12 protein-coding genes and 1 pseudogene are annotated in these 18,665 nt (G+C 65.9%); 9 read left to right on the top strand and 4 right to left on the bottom strand.

All coding sequences use genetic code 11. The annotated features are described in order from the left end of the window. Positions 1 to 108: 108 nt before the first annotated feature. Positions 109 to 834 carry a methyl-accepting chemotaxis protein gene (locus tag DMX06_RS26740; RefSeq protein WP_371263164.1) on the bottom strand — a complete coding sequence of 242 codons (726 nt, stop codon included), beginning with the start codon at positions 832 to 834 and terminating at the stop codon, positions 109 to 111. A 129-nt stretch (positions 835 to 963) separates the two neighbouring features. Beyond that, positions 964 to 2,001: pseudogene (locus DMX06_RS26735) on the bottom strand (HAMP domain-containing protein); the annotation flags it as partial. Between the two features lie 223 nt (positions 2,002 to 2,224). On the opposite strand from DMX06_RS26735, the gene bamE reads away from it, so the two are divergent. Together bamE and DMX06_RS05050 are read left to right on the top strand one after the other, a co-directional pair. After that, positions 2,225 to 2,479, top strand: a complete 255-nt coding sequence (bamE, locus tag DMX06_RS05055) for an outer membrane protein assembly factor BamE domain-containing protein (RefSeq protein WP_028688397.1) — start codon at positions 2,225 to 2,227, stop codon at positions 2,477 to 2,479. Then, positions 2,476 to 3,048 carry a lipocalin family protein gene (locus DMX06_RS05050; RefSeq protein WP_110735212.1) on the top strand — a complete coding sequence of 191 codons (573 nt, stop codon included), beginning with the start codon at positions 2,476 to 2,478 and terminating at the stop codon, positions 3,046 to 3,048. The genes bamE and DMX06_RS05050 overlap by 4 nt, the downstream gene beginning before the upstream one ends. 162 nt (positions 3,049 to 3,210) lie before the next feature. On the opposite strand, the gene DMX06_RS05045 is transcribed toward DMX06_RS05050, so the two are convergent. Further along, positions 3,211 to 4,575 carry a formimidoylglutamate deiminase gene (locus tag DMX06_RS05045; protein WP_110735209.1) on the bottom strand — a complete coding sequence of 455 codons (1,365 nt, stop codon included), beginning with the start codon at positions 4,573 to 4,575 and terminating at the stop codon, positions 3,211 to 3,213. Positions 4,576 to 4,719: 144 nt separating this feature from the next. On the opposite strand from DMX06_RS05045, the gene hutC reads away from it, so the two are divergent. The 7 genes from hutC to hutG all read left to right on the top strand — a co-directional run bounded on the left by hutC (position 4,720) and on the right by hutG (position 13,127). Next, on the top strand, positions 4,720 to 5,430 hold the full coding sequence (gene hutC, locus DMX06_RS05040; protein ID WP_181427786.1) for a histidine utilization repressor: 711 nt from the start codon (positions 4,720 to 4,722) through the stop codon (positions 5,428 to 5,430). After that, positions 5,427 to 5,999: a HutD/Ves family protein gene (locus tag DMX06_RS05035; RefSeq protein ID WP_110735205.1), complete on the top strand. Its 573-nt coding sequence runs from the start codon at positions 5,427 to 5,429 to the stop codon at positions 5,997 to 5,999. Before hutC ends, DMX06_RS05035 begins: the two co-directional genes overlap by 4 nt. A gap of 257 nt (positions 6,000 to 6,256) precedes the next feature. Further along, entirely contained in the window at positions 6,257 to 7,930 is a 1,674-nt protein-coding gene (gene hutU, locus DMX06_RS05030) for a urocanate hydratase (protein ID WP_028688392.1), read from the top strand. An 87-nt stretch (positions 7,931 to 8,017) separates the two neighbouring features. Further along, positions 8,018 to 9,550 (top strand): histidine ammonia-lyase, encoded by a 1,533-nt coding sequence (hutH, locus tag DMX06_RS05025; protein ID WP_110735203.1) that lies wholly within the window; start codon positions 8,018 to 8,020, stop codon positions 9,548 to 9,550. A gap of 135 nt (positions 9,551 to 9,685) precedes the next feature. Beyond that, positions 9,686 to 11,089: an amino acid permease gene (locus DMX06_RS05020; RefSeq protein WP_110735200.1), complete on the top strand. Its 1,404-nt coding sequence runs from the start codon at positions 9,686 to 9,688 to the stop codon at positions 11,087 to 11,089. A gap of 18 nt (positions 11,090 to 11,107) precedes the next feature. Further along, positions 11,108 to 12,313 (top strand): imidazolonepropionase, encoded by a 1,206-nt coding sequence (gene hutI / locus DMX06_RS05015; RefSeq protein WP_110735197.1) that lies wholly within the window; start codon positions 11,108 to 11,110, stop codon positions 12,311 to 12,313. A 10-nt stretch (positions 12,314 to 12,323) separates the two neighbouring features. Then, positions 12,324 to 13,127, top strand: a complete 804-nt coding sequence (hutG, locus tag DMX06_RS05010) for an N-formylglutamate deformylase (protein WP_110735194.1) — start codon at positions 12,324 to 12,326, stop codon at positions 13,125 to 13,127. Between the two features lie 36 nt (positions 13,128 to 13,163). On the opposite strand, the gene DMX06_RS05005 is transcribed toward hutG, so the two are convergent. Then, a complete protein-coding gene (locus DMX06_RS05005) occupies positions 13,164 to 18,521 on the bottom strand; it encodes a dermonecrotic toxin domain-containing protein (RefSeq protein ID WP_309147756.1) in 5,358 nt (1,785 codons plus the stop codon). Positions 18,522 to 18,665: the final 144 nt, after the last annotated feature.

Here is an 18,665-nt window from a genome sequence, read left to right as displayed (position 1 = left end):
TGCGCAGGCCTTTCGCGGCACAAGGCCGCTCCTACAGGGAATCGCATCCCCCTGTAGGAGCGGCCTTGTGCCGCGATGGGCCGCAAAGCGGCCCCCAGGGCCTTCGAATCAGATCCTGAAACTGCCCACCAGATGCTTCAACCGCTCGACCTGATGCTCAAGGTCGGTGCAGGCACGCAACGTGCTCTGCAGGTTGTGCACCCCTTCCTGGTTCAACGTATTGATCTCGTTGATGTCGACATTGATCGACTCGACCACGGCCGTCTGTTCCTCGGTGGCGGTGGCCACCGACTGGTTCATGCCGTCGATCTCGCCGATGCGCTGGGTGACGCTGCCCAGGCGTTCGCCGGCCTGGTTGGCGATGCCCACGCTGCGGTCACTGTGCTGCTGGCTCTGGTTCATGGTGCTGACCGCCACCTGGGCGCCGGCCTGCAGCTCCTCGATCAGGCGCTGCACCTGCTGCGCCGAGTCCTGGGTACGGTGGGCCAGGTTGCGCACCTCGTCCGCGACCACCGCGAAGCCGCGTCCGGCCTCACCGGCGCGTGCGGCCTCGATGGCGGCGTTGAGCGCCAGCAGGTTGGTCTGCTGCGAGATACCGCTGATCACATCGAGGATCTGGCCGATGTTCGCCGTGTGGTTGTTCAGCGTCTCGATATTGCCGCTGGCATCGCTGATGCGTGCCGACAGCTGGTTCATCACGTCGATGGTCTCGCCGACCACCTGCTGGCCTTCCTCGGCCAGGCCGCGGGCGGCGCTGGAGTGCTGCGAGGCGAGGGCGGCGTTCTGGGCGATTTCCTGGGCGGCGGCGCCCAGCTGGTTGATCGCCGCGGCCACGCTGCTGGTGCGGCTCGATTGCTGGTCGGCGTTGTGGATCGAGGCGTTGGAGGCGTTGACCACTTGGCTGGCCACGGCATTCACCTGGCCGGTGGCCGAGGCCACTTCGCGGATCGACTCGTGGATTCGCTCGACGAAGCGGTTGAACGACTGCGCCAGGCTGCCGAACTCGTCCTGGGCGTGGATGTTCAGGCGTCGGGTCAGATCGCCCTCGCCCTCGGCGATGTCGCGCATGGCGCGGCCCATGACGTGCAGCGGCTCCATCAGCACGCGGATCAGCAGGCCGAGCAGGGCGATGATCACCAGCACCGCGATCAGCGTCGCCACCACCGCCGAGGTGCGCAGCTCGCCAAGCATGGCGAAGGCCGCGTCCTGGTCCAGCACCAGCGCCACGTACCAGTCCGCCGACGGCACGCCGTCGACGTGGGTGAAGCTGATGAACTGCCGGCGGCCATCGACCTCGACCTCTTTCAGGCCGCTGCCGATGCGCAGGTCGCTGCCGGGGTAGACATCGGCCAGGGTCTTGAGCGCCAGCTCGCCCTTGGGATGGATGAGCACCTTGCCTTCGCCGTTGACGATGAAGGCATGGCCGTGGCCGCCGAAGTCGAGGGTGTTGATAAGGTTGCTGATGGTCTGCAGGTCCGTGTCGACACCGCTCACGCCGATCATGCGCCCGCCCTGCTGTACCGGGGTGGCCAGGGTGATCACCAGCTTGCCGGCCGAAACCGAGATATACGGCTCGGTGACGATGGTCTGGCCCGCCGCGCTGGCTGCCTTGTACCAGCCGCGCACGCGCGGATCGTAGTCGGCGGCGCGGTTGCCCACCGGCACCGACTGCATGCTGCCGTCCTGGCCGCCGAAGTAGGTGAGGATGAAGTTGCCGCTGTATACCGGCAACGCCAGGATGCGGTCGAGGCTGTTCTTGGCCGGGCCGTCGACGGCGATCTGCTGGGCCACCGAGTTCACCAGCTGGATGCGGCTGTCGAGCCAGGTGCGGATGTTGCCCGCGGTCAGGTTGCCCAGTGACTGCAACGTCGATTCGGTGTCGCTGCGCAGCGACTGGCGCTGGCGGTAGTCGTTGAACAGGACGAAGCAAGTGAAGGCGACGGCCACCACGAGGGCGGCGGCCAGCAGGATCTTGTGGCTGAACTTGAGGTTCTTGGTCATTTTTCTTGGAATCTGCGCACGGGCACGAAGGGGAGGGGTGCGGCAAAAGGCCACACCACCGCTCTATGTCGACGCGCAGGAATAAAACATTAATCGTTTGCGCGCCAGGCGACCAACGGCGCACAACGAAACCTGGCCCGGCAGGGAACCGCGGAGCCTTTTTCCCTTCTAAGCTCCCTGCAGGCCCTCGTACCTGCGTATCCACCTCCAGGAGTGTCCCTTCATGTCGTTGCGTTCCCTCGCCCTGTTGTCCTTGTGTGTCGTCCTGACCGCCTGCAGCAAGATCAACCAGGAAAACTATTCCAAGCTCAAGGCCGGCATGAACAAGGCCGAGGTCGAGCAACTGCTCGGTTCGCCCAAGGAGTGCTCCGGCGCGCTGGGCATGAGCAGCTGCACCTGGGGTGACGAGAAGAGCTTCATCAGCGTGCAGTACGCGGCGGACAAGGTCCTGATGTATTCCGGGCAGGGCCTCAAATGAGGCGTCTGCACCTGCTGCTGGGCGTGTGCCTGGTGATGCTGCTGGGTGGCTGCGCCACCTCGGCCACCGACCCGCTGGCGCCGAAGACCGCAGGTGCGGTCGACCTCAAGCGTTACCAGGGCAAATGGTTCGAGCTGGCGCGCCTGCCAATGAAGTACCAGGATGGCTGCGCCCAATCCGAAGCCCACTACAACCTCAAGCCCGATGGCACGGTCGGCGTGCTCAATCGCTGCCGCACCCTGGGTGACGAGTGGCTACGCGCCGAAGGCCATGCCACGCCTCAGGAGACCGGGCACACCGACAAGCTGTGGGTGGAGTTCGACAACTGGTTCACCCGCCTGGTGCCGGGCGTGGCCAGGGGCGACTACTGGATCCTGTTCGTCGACGAGCGCTACCGCACGGCGATCGTCGGCAGCCCGGATCGCAAGTACCTGTGGATTTTGTCGCGCACGCCTTCGTTGCCGGCCTGGGAGCGCGAGAACCTGCTGGCCAAGGCGCGGCAGCAGGGGTATGACACCAACAGGCTGATCTGGCGGACGCCCGACAGAGATATCGTCGCGCGGCATTGAGCCTGCTCAACATCTAGAGACAGGCCTTGCCCCCTGTGGGAGCGGCCTTGCGTCGCGAAAGGGGCGCACAGCGCCCCCGGGATTCCGATGTCGATGCAGATGTTGCTGGGGCCGCTTTGCGGCCCTTTCGCGACGCAAGGCCGCTCCCACAGAGCCAGCGTTTCATCCCAATAGCTGGCGCAACACCTCGACAAACGCCACCGCGCTTTCCTCTTCCTGATCATGCCGCCCCTGACGCACCACCCACTGCCCGTTGACCATCACATCACGCACCTGGCGATCGCCGCCCGCAAACAACCAGCGGTTGAGGATGGCATCGCCGTCAGCCACGGCCAGATACGGATCCTGCCCATCCAACACCAGCCAGTCCGCGCGCTTGCCCACGGCAAGTTCGCCGATCGGCTGCCCCAGCGCCTGGGCGCCACCCGCCAGGGCGCAATCGTAGAGAGTGCGGCCGACCATCGGCTGGTCGCTGCGATATAGCCGGTTGCGCCGCTGGTCACGCAGGCGCTGGCCATACTCCAGCCAGCGCAGCTCCTCGACCACGCTGAGCGATACATGGCTGTCCGAGCCGATGCCCATCCGTCCGCCCTGGGCCAGGTAGTCCACCGCCGGGAAGATTCCGTCGCCCAGGTTCGCCTCGGTGGTCAGGCACAGCCCGGCCACCGCGCCGCTGCGGGCCATGGCGGCGACCTCGTAGGCTTCGGCGTGGGTGGCGTGGACCAGGCACCAGCGCTGGTCGACTTCGACATGTTCGTACAGCCACTGCAGCGGACGGCGGCCGCTCCAGGCCAGGCAGTCATCGACTTCCTTCTGCTGCTCGGCAATGTGGATATGCACCGGGCAGGCCGCATCGCCGGCGCCCAGCACATCGGCGATCTGCCCCGGCGTCACCGCGCGCAGGGAGTGGAAGCACAGGCCCAGCGCCTGTGCCGGTTGTTGCGCCAGCAAGGGGGCAAGCTGCTGTTGCAGGCGCAGGTACTGCTCGGTGGTATTGATGAAGCGCCGTTGGCCGTCGTTGGGGGGCTGGCCGCCGAAGCCGGAATGGCTGTACAGCACCGGCAGCAGGGTCAGGCCGATGCCGCTGGCACTGGCGGCGGCGCTGATGCGGCGCGACAGCTCGGCAGGGTCGGCGTACGCCTGGCCGTTCTGGTCATGGTGGACATAATGGAACTCGGCCACCGAGGTGTAGCCGGCCTTGAGCATCTCGATGTACAGCTGGCGGGCGATCACCTGCAACTGCTCCGGGGTGATCCGGCCGACCAGGCGGTACATCAGCTCGCGCCAGGTCCAGAAGCTGTCGTTGGGATTGCCGGCCACTTCCGCCAGCCCCGCCATGGCTCGCTGGAACGCGTGCGAGTGCAGGTTGGGCATGCCCGGCAGCAACGGCCCGGCCAGGCGCTCGGCGCCATCGGCGCTGGCATCGGCTTCGATCGAGGTCAGCCGGCCATCGACGGCGACCTCCAGGCGGACATTGCGGGCCCAGCCCGAGGGCAGCAGGGCGCGTTCGGCGAAGTAGGCGGACATCGGTGAAATCCTGTTATTGTTAACTTGTATATACATATACAGCCGTTTGCCTGCCGGGTAAACTCCGGCAAGCTACCGTTCACTCCAACCGCACAAGGATTCAACGCCGTGCCGACACCTCCTGTCTCCGCGCTGGTTGCCCAGATGGGCGAAGGGCCGGCGCCGCTCTACGCCCGGGTGAAACAGATGATCATCCAGCAGATCGAGAGCGGCACCTGGCCGCCTCATCACCGGGTGCCCTCGGAGAGCGAACTGGTCAGCGAGCTGGGTTTCAGCCGCATGACCATCAACCGCGCGCTGCGCGAACTGACCGCCGAAGGCCTGCTGGTACGCATGCAGGGCGTCGGCACCTTCGTCGCCGAACCCAAGAGCCGCTCGGCGCTGTTCGAGGTCAACAACATCGCCGACGAGATCGCCGGCCGTGGCCACCAGCATAGCTGCCAGGTGATCACCCTGGCCGAGGAGGCCGCAGGTTCCGAGCGCGCCCTGGCGCTGGACATGCGCGAAGGCCAGCGGGTGTTCCATTCGCTGATCGTGCATTACGAGAACGGCGTGCCGGTGCAGATCGAGGACCGCTACGTCAACGCCGCCATCGCCCCGGACTACCTCAAGCAGGATTTCACCCGGCAGACGCCCTACGCCTACCTCTCGCAGGTCGCGCCGCTCACCGAAGGCGAGCACGTGGTCGAGGCCATCCTTGCCGAGCCTGAAGAATGCACGCTGTTGCAGATCGAGCGGGGCGAGCCGTGCCTGCTGATTCGCCGCCGCACCTGGTCCGGGCGCCAGCCGGTGACCGCCGCGCGCCTGATCCATCCCGGTTCCCGTCACCGTCTGGAAGGACGATTCAGCAAATGACTCAGTTGCAGCTGTTGCGTGCGCGGGATTATCCGCGCATGCCCTGGAAGAACGGTGGTGGCTTCACCGAAGAGATCACCCGCGATGCCGGCGACAGCCTGGACGGTTTCGGCTGGCGCCTGTCGATTGCCGATATCGGGGAGTCCGGAGGCTTTTCCACCTTTGCCGGGTATCAGCGGGTCATCACCGTGTTGCAGGGCGATGGCATGCGGTTGCTGGTCGATGGCCAGGCCAGCCGGCTGCTGCTGCCGTTCGATGCATTTGCCTTCAGTGGCGAGAGCCAGGTCAGCTGCAAGCTGCTGGGTGGGGCGATTCGCGATTTCAACCTGATCTATGCGCCGCAGCGGTATCGGGCGCGATTGCAGTGGTTCGATGGCGGCAACCGGGTGTTCAGTTCGGCGTCGACACTGTTGCTGTTTGCCGCTGGCAATCATGTCGAGGTGGGGTTGGCCGGGGAGGGGGCGCAGCATCTTGGGCGGTATGACTGCCTGCGGATCGATGGTAATGAGGGGTTATTGGAGCTGGATGTGCAGGGGCGGTTCTGCCTGATCGAACTCATTTCACGTTGAGATAGCCGGGGCTGCTGCGCAGCCCTTTCGCGACACAAGGCCGCTCCCACAGGTGACCGCGTCAATCGGGGCAAACGCGGACATTGTAGGAGCGGCCTTGTGTCGCGAAAGGGCCGCAAAGCGGCCCCAGCTATTTCAGCCGCTCAGCGGAGAGGTCTAAATTTTTTGGTTGTCCATGCTTGTACATACAAGTAAAGATGTGTTTGTATATTGACCACGACATACCCGCCCGCGGACGACCGCAGAGGACCTCTCCCGTGACTGACAACAACAAATACCGTGACGTAGAAATCCGTGCCCCGCGTGGCAACAAGCTGACCGCCAAGAGCTGGCTGACCGAAGCGCCGCTGCGCATGCTGATGAACAACCTCGACCCGCAGGTCGCCGAAAACCCGAAAGAGCTGGTGGTGTACGGCGGCATCGGCCGCGCCGCGCGCAACTGGGAGTGCTACGACAAGATCGTCGAGACCCTGACCCGCCTGGAAGACGACGAAACCCTGCTGGTGCAGTCGGGCAAGCCGGTCGGCGTGTTCAAGACCCACAGCAACGCCCCGCGCGTGCTGATCGCCAACTCCAACCTGGTGCCGCACTGGGCCAACTGGGAACACTTCAACGAGCTGGATGCCAAGGGCCTGGCCATGTACGGCCAGATGACCGCCGGCAGCTGGATCTACATCGGCAGCCAGGGCATCGTCCAGGGCACCTACGAAACCTTCGTCGAAGCTGGCCGCCAGCACTACAACGGCAGCCTGAAAGGCAAGTGGGTACTGACCGCCGGCCTCGGTGGCATGGGCGGTGCCCAGCCACTGGCCGCGACCCTGGCCGGTGCCTGCTCGCTGAACATCGAGTGCCAGCAGAGCCGCATCGATTTCCGCCTGGAAACCCGCTACGTCGACGAGCAGGCCAAGGACCTGGACGACGCCCTGGCGCGCATCGCCAAGTACACCGCCGAAGGCAAGGCCATCTCCATCGCCCTGCACGGCAACGCCGCCGAGATCCTGCCTGAGCTGGTCAAGCGCGGTGTGCGCCCGGACATGGTCACCGACCAGACCAGCGCCCACGATCCGCTCAACGGCTACCTGCCGGCCGGCTGGACCTGGGAACAGTACCGCGACCGCGCCCAGACCGACCCGGCTGCGGTGGTGAAAGCCGCCAAGCAATCGATGGCCGTGCACGTCAAAGCCATGCTCGACTTCCAGAAGCAAGGCATCCCGACCTTTGACTACGGCAACAACATCCGCCAGATGGCCAAGGAAGAGGGCGTAGCCAACGCCTTCGACTTCCCGGGCTTCGTCCCGGCCTACATCCGCCCGCTGTTCTGCCGCGGTGTCGGTCCGTTCCGCTGGGCTGCGCTGTCCGGCGACGCCGAGGACATCTACAAGACCGACGCCAAGGTCAAGGAACTGATCCCGGACGACGCCCACCTGCACCGCTGGCTGGACATGGCCCGCGAGCGCATCAGCTTCCAAGGCCTGCCGGCGCGTATCTGCTGGGTCGGACTGGGCCTGCGCGCCAAGCTCGGCCTGGCGTTCAACGAAATGGTGCGCAGCGGCGAGCTGTCGGCACCGGTCGTCATCGGCCGTGACCACCTGGACTCGGGCTCGGTATCCAGCCCCAACCGTGAGACCGAAGCCATGCGCGACGGCTCCGACGCGGTCTCCGACTGGCCGCTGCTCAACGCCCTGCTCAACACCGCGGGCGGCGCCACCTGGGTTTCGCTGCACCACGGCGGTGGCGTGGGCATGGGCTTCTCCCAGCACTCGGGCATGGTCATCGTCTGCGACGGTACCGATGAAGCCGCCGAGCGTATCGCCCGCGTCCTGACCAACGACCCGGGGACCGGCGTGATGCGCCACGCCGATGCCGGTTACCAGATCGCCATCGACTGCGCCAAGGAGCAGGGCCTGGACCTGCCGATGATCACCGGCTGATCGGCGCGCTTTGGATCGCACCCTGTACGGGTGATACTGAACAACAAGAAGGGGCCCTGCGCGGCCCCATGCGATTGGAGTAGCGAAGTGACCGAATTGACCCTCAAGCCCGGCACCCTGACCCTGGCTCAACTGCGCGCCATCCATGCCGCCCCCGTGCGCCTGCAGCTGGATGCCAGCGCCGCGCCGGCCATCGACGCCAGCGTCGCCTGCGTCGAGCAGATCATCGCCGAAGACCGCACCGCCTACGGCATCAACACCGGTTTCGGCCTGCTGGCCTCGACCCGCATTGCCAGCCATGACCTGGAGAACCTGCAGCGCTCGCTGGTGCTGTCCCACGCCGCCGGTATCGGCGCGCCGCTGGACGACAGCCTGGTACGCCTGATCATGGTGCTGAAGATCAACAGCCTGAGCCGTGGCTTCTCCGGCATCCGCCGTAAAGTTATCGACGCGCTGATCGCCCTGGTCAACGCCGAAGTCTACCCCCACATCCCGCTCAAGGGCTCGGTCGGCGCTTCCGGCGACCTGGCTCCGCTGGCGCACATGTCGCTGGTGCTACTGGGTGAAGGCAAGGCCCGCTACAAGGGCCAATGGATGCCCGCCACCGAAGCCCTGGCCGTCGCCGGCCTGGAGCCGCTGACCTTGGCCGCCAAAGAGGGCTTGGCCCTGCTCAACGGCACCCAGGCCTCCACCGCCTACGCCCTGCGCGGCCTGTTCCAGGCCGAGGATCTGTACGCCGCGGCCATCGCCTGTGGCGGCCTGACCGTGGAAGCGGCGCTGGGTTCGCGTTCGCCGTTCGATGCGCGTATCCATGAAGTGCGTGGCCAGCGCGGCCAGATCGACACCGCCGCCTGCTTCCGCGACCTGCTGAGCGACGCCAGCGAAGTATCGCTGTCGCACAAGAACTGCGACAAGGTCCAGGACCCTTACTCCCTGCGCTGCCAGCCTCAGGTCATGGGCGCCTGCCTGACCCAGATCCGCCAGGCCGCCGAGGTGCTGGGTATCGAAGCCAACGCCGTGTCGGACAACCCGCTGGTGTTCGCCGCCGAAGGCGACGTGATCTCTGGCGGCAACTTCCACGCCGAGCCCGTGGCCATGGCCGCCGACAACCTGGCCCTGGCCATCGCCGAGATCGGCTCGCTGAGCGAGCGCCGCATCTCGCTGATGATGGACAAGCACATGTCCCAGCTGCCGCCGTTCCTGGTGGAAAATGGCGGTGTGAACTCCGGCTTCATGATCGCCCAGGTCACCGCCGCCGCGCTGGCCAGCGAGAACAAGGCCTTGTCGCACCCGCACAGTGTCGACAGCCTGCCGACCTCGGCCAACCAGGAAGACCACGTGTCGATGGCCCCGGCCGCCGGCAAGCGTCTGTGGGAAATGGCCGAGAACACCCGGGGCGTGCTGGCCATCGAATGGCTGGGCGCCTGCCAGGGCCTGGACCTGCGCAAGGGGCTGAAGACTTCGGTCAAGCTCGAGCAAGCACGCCAGGCCCTGCGCAAGGACGTGCCGCACTATGACCGTGACCGTTTCTTTGCGCCGGATATCGAGGTGGCGTCCGAGCTGCTGGCCAAAGGTACCTTGACCGGCCTGCTGCCGACTGGGGTCCTGCCTAGCCTGTAACACCGCAATCGCGGGGCAAGTCGGGCCGCCGCATCGCCGCTCCCACGCCAATCGTGGGAGCGGGCTTGCCCCGCGATGGGCTGTCTGCAGCAGCCCCTCCCGAATTCACGACCAGAACAACAATAAGGACGTGACATGCAACAAGCTCAAGGTCTCAAGCGCGGGCTATCGGCCCGGCATATCCGTTTCATGGCGCTCGGTTCGGCAATCGGTACCGGGCTTTTCTACGGTTCGGCCTCGGCCATCCAGATGGCCGGGCCGGCCGTGCTGCTGGCCTACCTGATCGGTGGCGCCGCCGTGTTCATGGTGATGCGCGCCCTTGGCGAGATGGCCGTGCACAACCCGGTGGCCGGCTCCTTCGGCCACTACGCCAGCACCTACCTCGGCCCCATGGCCGGCTTCATCCTCGGCTGGACCTACGCCTTCGAGATGGTCATCGTCGCCATCGCCGACGTCACCGCCTTCGGTATCTACATGGGCTTCTGGTTCCCCGAGGTCGCCCGCTGGATCTGGGTGCTGGGCATCGTGTTCCTGATCGGCGGCCTGAACCTGTGCAACGTGCGGGTGTTCGGCGAGATGGAGTTCTGGCTGTCGCTGCTCAAGGTCGGCGCCATCGTCGCGATGATCCTCGCGGGCCTTGGCATCATGGCCTTCGGCTTCAGCCAGGTGGGCAGCGGGCACGCGGTCGGGGTGAGCAACCTGTTCGACCACGGCGGCTTCATGCCCAATGGCGTCAGTGGCCTGATCGCCTCGTTCGCGGTGGTGATGTTCGCCTTCGGCGGCATCGAGATCATCGGCGTCACCGCAGGTGAAGCGAAAGACCCTCAGCGCGTGATCCCCAAGGCGATCAACGCCGTGCCGCTACGCATCCTGCTGTTCTATGTGCTCACCCTGTTCGTGCTGATGTGCCTGTACCCGTGGCCGCAGATCGGCAGCCAGGGCAGCCCGTTCGTGCAGATCTTCAGTAACCTGGGGATCGGCTCGGCTGCGGCCGTGCTCAATATCGTGGTGATCTCGGCGGCCATCTCGGCGATCAACAGCGACATCTTCGGCGCCGGCCGCATGATGTACGGCCTGGCCCAGCACGGCCAGGCGCCACGAGGCTTCGGCAAACTGTCGAAACACGGCGTGCCGTGGATGACCGTGGTGGTGATGGGCGCGGCGCTGCTGATCGGCGTGCTGCTCAATTACCTGATCCCGGAAAACGTGTTCCTGCTGATCGCCTCGATCGCCACCTTCGCCACCGTGTGGGTGTGGCTGATGATCCTGGTCACCCAGGTCGCGATGCGCCGCAGCATGAGCCGCGAGGAAGTCGCCCAGCTCAAGTTCCCGGTACCGTTCTGGCCTTATGGCCCGGCCTTGGCCATTGCCTTCATGGTGTTCATCTTCGGTGTGCTCGGCTACTTCCCCGACACCCAGGCGGCGTTGATCGTCGGGGTGATCTGGGTGGTGTTCCTGGTGGCGTCCTACCTGCTGTGGTGCAAGCCGCGCGCCGGTGGTGGCGAGCCGGTCCGGGAGCCTGCCGAGCTGCACCGCTGAATTAGAAAGGAGATCCTGATGAGAACCCTCTGGCAGCACTGCCACGCCGCGACCATGACTGACGGCCGCTACGCGGTCATCGAGGACGCGGCGATCGTCACCAGCGCTGGCCTGATCGAGTGGATCGGTCCCCGCGCTGACGTGCCGCCGGTCGAAGCCGACCGGGTCGTCGACCTGGGTGGCGCCTGGGTCACCCCCGGGCTGATCGACTGCCACACCCACGCGGTGTTCGGCGGCAACCGCAGCGGCGAGTTCGAGCAGCGCCTGCAGGGCGTCAGCTATGCCGAGATAGCCGCCCAGGGCGGCGGTATCGCCAGCACCGTGCGGGCCACCCGCGCGGCCAGCGAGGACGAGCTGCTGGCCAGTGCCCGCCAGCGGGTGCAGGCGCTGATGCGCGATGGGGTGACCACGATCGAGATCAAGTCCGGCTATGGCCTGGACCTTGAAAACGAGCGCAAGATGCTGCGCGTTGCCCGGCGCCTGGGCGAGGAACTGCCGGTGACCGTGCGCAGCACTTGCCTGGCCGCCCACGCCCTGCCGCCGGAATACGCGGGCAGGGCGGACGCCTACATCGACCATATCTGCGAGCAGATGCTCCCAGCGCTGGCCGCCGAGGATCTGGTGGACGCGGTGGACGCCTTCTGCGAACACCTGGCGTTCTCCCCGGCCCAGGTCGAGCGCCTGTTCATCAAGGCGCGTGAGCTGGGGCTGCCGGTCAAGCTGCACGCCGAGCAGTTGTCGTCGCTGCATGGTTCGAGCCTGGCAGCGCGCTACCAGGCGCTGTCGGCCGATCACCTGGAGTTCATGACCGAGGAAGACGCCATCGCCATGGCCGCGGCCGGCACCGTTGCCGTGCTGTTGCCAGGGGCGTTCTACTTCCTGCGCGAAACCCAGTTGCCACCGATGGATGCCCTGCGCCGGCACGGCGTGAAGATCGCCCTGGCCAGTGACCTCAACCCCGGCACTTCGCCGGGGCTGTCGTTGCGCCTGATGCTGAACATGGGCTGCACCTGTTTTCGCATGACCCCGGAGGAGGCCCTGGCCGGCGTCACCGTGCATGCCGCCACGGCGCTGGGTCTGGGCGACAGCCACGGCTCGCTGGAAGTGGGCAAGGTGGCGGACTTCATCGCCTGGCAGATCGAGCGCCCGGCCGACCTCAGCTACTGGCTCGGCGGCGACCTGCCCAAGCGCGTGGTGCGCCTGGGCCACGAGATATCCAACTGAGCGAGGCGACATGGACAAGGTATTGAGTTTCCACCAGGGCCGTCTGCCCCTGCTGATCAGCATGCCCCATGCCGGGCTGAAGCTGACGGACGCCGTGCGTGATGGCCTGGTCGAACCGGCTCGAAGCCTGCCGGACACCGACTGGCATATTCCGCGCCTGTACGACTTCGCCCGTGAACTCGGCGCAAGCGTGGTGGCGGCGGAGTATTCGCGCTTCGTCATCGACCTGAATCGACCGGATGACGACAAGCCGCTGTATGTCGGCGCCACGACCGGCCTGTATCCGGCCACGCTGTTCGACGGCGAGCCGCTGTTCAGGGAAGGGAAGGTGGCGTCCGCCGCCGAGCGGGCGACTTACCTGGAGCGGATCTGGCGCCCCTACCACGACACCATTCGCGGCGAGCTGGAGCGCCTGCGTGCCGAGTTCGGCTATGCGCTGCTGTGGGATGCCCACTCCATCCGTTCGCATATCCCCCACCTGTTCGACGGCAAGCTGCCGGATTTCAACCTGGGCACCTTCAACGGCGCCAGTTGTGATCCTGAACTCGCCGAACGGTTGCAGGGCGTGTGTGCCGAAGCCGAGGGCTACAGCCACGTGCTCAATGGCCGCTTCAAGGGCGGGCACATCACCCGGCACTATGGTGATCCGGCCAGCCATGTCCATGCGGTGCAACTGGAGTTGGCGCAGAGCACCTACATGGATGAGGTGGAACCCTTCGCCTACCGCCAGGACCTGGCGCAACCGACCCAGGCTGTCCTGCGCAAGCTGCTGCAAGCACTGATCGCCTGGGGTGACGAGCGCTACGGTCGCTGATGATTCCAGGCTCGCCTGGGCGGGCCTGGAACCGTGTCAGTCATGCCTGGTGTGCAGGATCGTCAGTTCCAGGAGCAAGGCTTTCTCTTCCCGCTCCCTGTCGTCCTGCAGGTCCTGCTGCAGGATCAGCTCTTCGCTCAACGGCACATCGAGCCGGCTTACCTCCAGGACCCTTTCGCCAAAGCGCTGCTCGACCTCGGCGAAGCGGCTCTGATACTCACCGCGCAAACGGCTGGTCCAGTCGTGGTTGGCCAGCAGGTATTCGAGGAATGCGTTACTGCCTTCCCTCTCCCGTACCTGCGCCAGCACGCTGGCCAGTTCGTCGGGTACCAGCATGGCGGCGCCGCGAAAGCGCAGGTTGTCAGCGATCGGCAGGTCAAGCTCCCGCGCGAGTTCGCGGCGGTAGGCCAGGCGCACCGATGCGCGATCTCCGGGGCCGGTGCGGCTGCTGGCCAGCAGCTCCAGCTGGCCCATGCGGTAAAGCTGGCGCAAGCGCTGATGAAGGTCTTTCAAGGTGTCGCCCGCCTCGATCAGCGTGCGGTTGCTCATCATCAGCAACTCGATGTTGTTGAACTCCTGAAGCGCTCCGTCGTGGCAGGTCTGCGATCCGGACACCGGGTCAGGCAGGGCGGCCTCGGCGATGCTGCTCATGGTGGGGCGCTCGGTGTCATTGGAGGCCGCCGTCACCAGCATCATGCGCACGCGCTCGCAGAAGCCGGCTCGCGTGGTCGGGTCGAGATAAGGCGCGGCATTGCGCAAGCGACCGGCCAGGCGCAACAGGTTGTGGTCGGCATGGAGCGCCTGGAGCGTGTCCCAGGCATCGTTCAACGCCTCGTTCTGCGCAGCGCTGCCCAGCATCCAGTCTTCGCGGCTGGGCGTGTCGTCTGCCGCGAAAGGCATCGGAAAATGATGATGGTCGAGCTGCGAGCTGTCATCCGACGAGTCGGTGAGCATCAGGTTGTCGGGCATGTCCAGGGCGAAGGACAGGCTGTGCTGGCTGTCCGAATAGGTGCGCACGCGCTGGATGGTGTCGGCCGAGAGGGGATTGTCGAACAGCGAGATCGACGAGATCGGCATCGGGCTCTGGATGGTTTCCAGAATGTGATCGGGCAGTTGCGTGATGTTGTTGGCGCTCAGGTCCAGGAACTCCAGGGGCAGCAGGCTATCGCACCAGACCGGCCAGGCCTGCAGGCTCATGTTGCTCAGGTTGAGCGATGTCAGGTTGGTGGACAGGCTGCGGGGCAGCTGGCTGATGGCACCCACCCGGTTCCCGGACAGGTCCAGCGACGACAGGTGCGGCAAGCGGCCGAAGGCTTCGAGCGTGGCCTGGTCGATTTCCAGGCCCATGTTGCGAAACTCCAGGTGGGTGAGCCGTGTCAGGCGCGGCAGCACCGAGGCCAGGGCGGCGGTAGGGGCTACGTGGGCATCGATGGTCAGGCGGGTGATGTTGGGGAAGCGACCGAGCAACTCGCCCAGTTGTTCGGCCGAGCCGCTCACCCGGTTCAGTACCAGTGTTTCCAGGCGTTCGCCAAAGAAGCCCGGCAGACGCCGGGGAAAGTGCTCCAGCGCCACATCTTCGAAGCGCAGCCGCAGGTAGCGCTGGCCGCGCTCCAGGTTCGTCCAGAACGAGCGGATCGCCACTTCGATGTTGTGCCGGTCCTGCAGGATCGCTTGGGTCAGCGGGGCAGAGGAGCTCGAGGCGCCCCGCCAGCCATCGAGCGCGTCCTGCAATTGGCGCCGCTCACGGCGAACGCGCTCGACCTGCTCGGTGACTTCCTCTGCCAGGTCGGCCCGCACCCGCGAGACGGGGCCGCTTTCGTTGATCAGCAAACGCTGCAGGTGATGTGCGTTGATGTCGTTGCCTTCCAGCGAGAGCAGGGGGAGGTTGGTCAGGGTGCCTGGGGCATCGAGCAGGAACGAGGGCAGTGACCTGAGGTTGTTGTTGCGTAGCGACACATGGGCGATTCGCTCCAGCGCGGTACTGCCCAGGCCGACCGGCCATTGGCCCAGTTGCATGTCGTCCAGGCCCAGGTACTCCAGGGAAAAGCCAGCGAAGTCGGGGCTGATGTGCTGCGCGAAGCGATTGCCGCTCAGGTCGAGGCGTCGCAGCTGGCGCAACTCCGCCAGTCGCCCGATGTCGTTGGAGGACAGTGGGATGTTCTGGTTGGTCACGGCCAGTGTCTGCAGGTCGGGCAGTTGCTCGGTGATGTTGAGGATGCTGAACATGAAGGCCGATGGGGTGGCCGAGCGCATGTAGGGGCGACTGACTTCCAGTGCCTGGAGTTGTGGCAGCTGCTGCAGGAGGCGCTGCAGCAAGCGCTCGTGCTGCATCCAGCCAGCGAGGTTGCCAGGGGGCAGGTCGAGCAGGCGCAGCCGGTGGACACGCGAGGTGAAGAACTCGGGCAACGTCATCGGGATATCGGCCAAGGCTACCCCTTGAATGAGCAGCTCGGCCGTGTGCTCGCCACTCTCCACCAGGGCGGTGTCGTACCAGTGCTGCATGATGGCGGCGCGCAGGGTGTCGTATTGCTGCGCGGCCTGGTCGGAACTGGGCGAGATGGCTTCGCTCCAGTCATCGAGCCTGTTCTGCAGTTCGCTGCGTTGTTCGAGCAGTGTCTGCAGCCGCGCGAGGACCTGGGAAGGGGTGCGGCCAGGGCTGGTGATGATCATCAGAATCTCCTGCGCCGATCTTCGGGAATGTTCGGCCAGGCCGGTCGCGACGATGGTGTCGAGCAAGGTCTGGCGCGTGATGCTCCGCTCCGACGGCAAACCGCCGCTCAAGGGATAACCCAGGCGGCCATCGGCCAGGCGCATGGGCGAGCGGTAGCCGGGACGTACAGCCTGCATCCCCAGCACCTGTCTCACGCTCGCGCGTGGCAGTGGGTGCTCCCGCAGCAATTGGCGCAGCCCGTCTTCGTCCGCGACACCCAGTTGCGTCATGGCTTCGGGCAAGGCCCGGTACAAGGCTGCATGGAGCGTGGCACTGGGGGTGAGGACGGCGTCCGTGCTGCCCAGGCCTGTGACGAGATAGCCGGCCTCGACGCTGCTGATGGCCCTGTGCAAGGTCGCACTCGCCGGGCCTATGTCGATGTGTTCGCTTGGCCAGTAGCGGTGCTGGTAAAGCGCGAGCCTGGTGTCGGCAGGCCAGCCAGGCAGGCGCTCGAGGGTATGCACGAGCAGGCGCTCGATGTCCCAGCTGCGCACGCACTTCAGGTACAGCCCTTCGTAGGCCCTCGCCAGGCGAATCTGCTGCTGGTAGATGCGAATTTCCCCGGCCAGGCGCAGCGGGACCTTTTCGGCGCCGAGTGCCTGCAACTCGCCGACGCTGGCGTGGCGCAGCAGCTCGTCGATGACCGTCGTCGGGAGTTTCGGGTACACCCGGTGAATCGTAGCGGCCCCCGTTGCCTGGCTGCCTGGCAGACGGCCATAGGCCCGTTCGAACTCGGTGGTCAGGACCGGTGTCCCAGGCAGGCGTTGGGTGGCCTGGTCCAGCTTGAAGCGGACGATCGTGTCCTGGAGCACGGCCGGCAACCCTTCGCTTTCGGCCAGCGCGCGCCGCAGCACGTCGTCTTCGATGCCACTGACCTGCAGCATGTGCCCGGCGGTCTCGGCGCTGAAATGGCTGGCCGAGAGGTCCATGCGTTGCAGCAGGGTTTCGCGTGTCCATTGCAAGGGTTGCTCGAGCGGCAGCAGCCAGGCACCGGCGCCATTGTGGCGTACGGCCGGGCGAGCCGCTGATGCCTTGGTCGGGTGGACAAGATGATAGCGAGCGCTCGACGGTGCCTTCTCGACCCTGTAGCGGGCGCCTTGTATTACGAGCCAGCGCTTGCCTTGATGGCTCAGCAGGCCGTCTTCATCCGGCTCGACGGCGTCGGGCAGTGCCTGATCGATGCGATAAGGGGCCAGGTCTGGTTTCCACAGGCGGACCTCGCCATCGGGCAGCTCGATATCCTGGAGCTCCTCGATGAAGGATGGCGTCTGCACGGGGATCCGCTCCGGCACCGACGGCTCCGCCGCGGCACCGCCTTCGGCCGCGGTGGAGCCCCGCACCATCGAGGTGACGGCGGCCAGTGCGGTCATCATCGCGATGTTCTCGGCCACATCCACCAGGTACTGGCAGGCCTGGTCTTTTTCGTCGTTGCGCCAGCTCTCGAAGCCTTCGTAGACCTCGTAGGCCAGTTGCATGACGCACACCGCGAGCATCGCCTCGCCCAGGCCTGGCACGAAGAAACCGGCGATGTTCAGGGCTGTCAGCGTCCGTGTGGCAATCAGCGCATGGTGGGCCTTGGCGGCCTGCAGGTCGACGACACGTGTCGCAACGGCGTGGTGGATGGCGTCTTTCTCGTGGCGTTCGACTTTTTGAAACGCCATGACGCCGAGAAACGAATGACGCAAGGGGTGCGCGACCGGAGCCAGACCGGCCTGTGGCTCCGGCACGCGTTCCTGCAGGCCCCGGCGGCTCCAGCGGACAGGCGTGAGACGATCCGCGAGCCTGCGGCTCAGCGAGGCCCTGTCACGCTCGGCGACGTGCTTGTCCAGATAATGAAGGTTCGCCTGAAGCCGGTCGCGCAAGTCGTCTTCCAGGGCCTGCATGGATGCGAACTCCTTTAAAGGCGTTTCGCTGTCGTCAGGCGTGTAGAGCGCCATGGTCATTTGCGCCTGTGCAGGCAGCGCCACGAGCGCGATGCCGACCAGTTCGACTTCCCAGAGCGACAGCAGACTGAACTCGACGGCACCGGTCGCCGCGCAGGGGGTGTCCTGGTCCAGTGGGGTGGCGAGGGCGGCGTTGTACAGGGGCTCGCCTATGTCGCCTTTGAGCCGGGCGAAGTGCAGGGCGTGCCTGAATGCCGACTCCTCGGCCCGGCCAAGGGTCTGATAGACCGCCAGCGCTGCCGCGTCATCGGGTTGGCCCGATTCATCCACCGGGTAATAGATGCCGTGGAGCTTGTCGTGATACTGGCCGCCAATGTCCAGCGTGCGACACAGGTCGGCGAATGCCTCGGCGCCGATATCCAGTGCATTGCCGATCGGCAGGCTACCCATGAACCGGCGATGGTCGAGGATGACGGACTTCCTCAGCGGGGCATCGGCGGCGTCCATGCCGTTTGTTGCCGTGGCGGCGCCATCGAAATTGTGCAGGGCGCTCTGCAGCAGCGAGCGCGTCGCCCTGTCGACGGCCTGGCGAGTATCGATTGCATGCGATGCGTCGATCATCCGGGCGTCCACCAGGTAGGTCGTGTCCACATCGAGGGAGAGACCGAAACGCCTGGTCATGGCCTCGCTCAGCTGCTGCCTGGCGAATGTCGCGAGGTCCGGGAGCTGTTCGAACAGTTTCGCGACGTGCGCCTGGTGTTCGCGAAGACGGGCGTGCTCTTCGCTCCAGGCCCTGGCGATGGCCGGCTTCTCCTGAATTGCCCGGGCCAGCCAGGCCGGCGGCCTAGGCCGTTCGCGGACTGCCGCGCGAAGCGTCGGTGAAGCGGTCTTCAGCCACTGGGGCAGTTTGCGCTCGACAGCGGTGTAATGAAGGGGGCGGGGCGG

This window comes from Pseudomonas mosselii, assembly GCF_003205295.1.
Classification (GTDB): Bacteria; Pseudomonadota; Gammaproteobacteria; order Pseudomonadales; family Pseudomonadaceae; genus Aquipseudomonas; species Aquipseudomonas mosselii_B.
This window is presented reverse-complemented; position numbering and strand designations above follow the sequence as displayed.

Bases quoted from the DNA above. Each gene is read 5' to 3' on its own strand.
- DMX06_RS05045 (WP_110735209.1), bottom strand. From the start codon at position 4,575: ATGTCCGCCTACTTCGCCGAACGCGCCCTGCTGCCCTCGGGCTGGGCC.
- hutG (WP_110735194.1), top strand. From the start codon at position 12,324: ATGGACAAGGTATTGAGTTTCCACCAGGGCCGTCTGCCCCTGCTGATC.
- DMX06_RS05050 (WP_110735212.1), top strand. From the start codon at position 2,476: ATGAGGCGTCTGCACCTGCTGCTGGGCGTGTGCCTGGTGATGCTGCTG.
- DMX06_RS05020 (WP_110735200.1), top strand. From the start codon at position 9,686: ATGCAACAAGCTCAAGGTCTCAAGCGCGGGCTATCGGCCCGGCATATC.
- hutC (WP_181427786.1), top strand. From the start codon at position 4,720: ATGGGCGAAGGGCCGGCGCCGCTCTACGCCCGGGTGAAACAGATGATC.
- DMX06_RS05035 (WP_110735205.1), top strand. From the start codon at position 5,427: ATGACTCAGTTGCAGCTGTTGCGTGCGCGGGATTATCCGCGCATGCCC.
- bamE (WP_028688397.1), top strand. From the start codon at position 2,225: ATGTCGTTGCGTTCCCTCGCCCTGTTGTCCTTGTGTGTCGTCCTGACC.
- hutI (WP_110735197.1), top strand. From the start codon at position 11,108: ATGAGAACCCTCTGGCAGCACTGCCACGCCGCGACCATGACTGACGGC.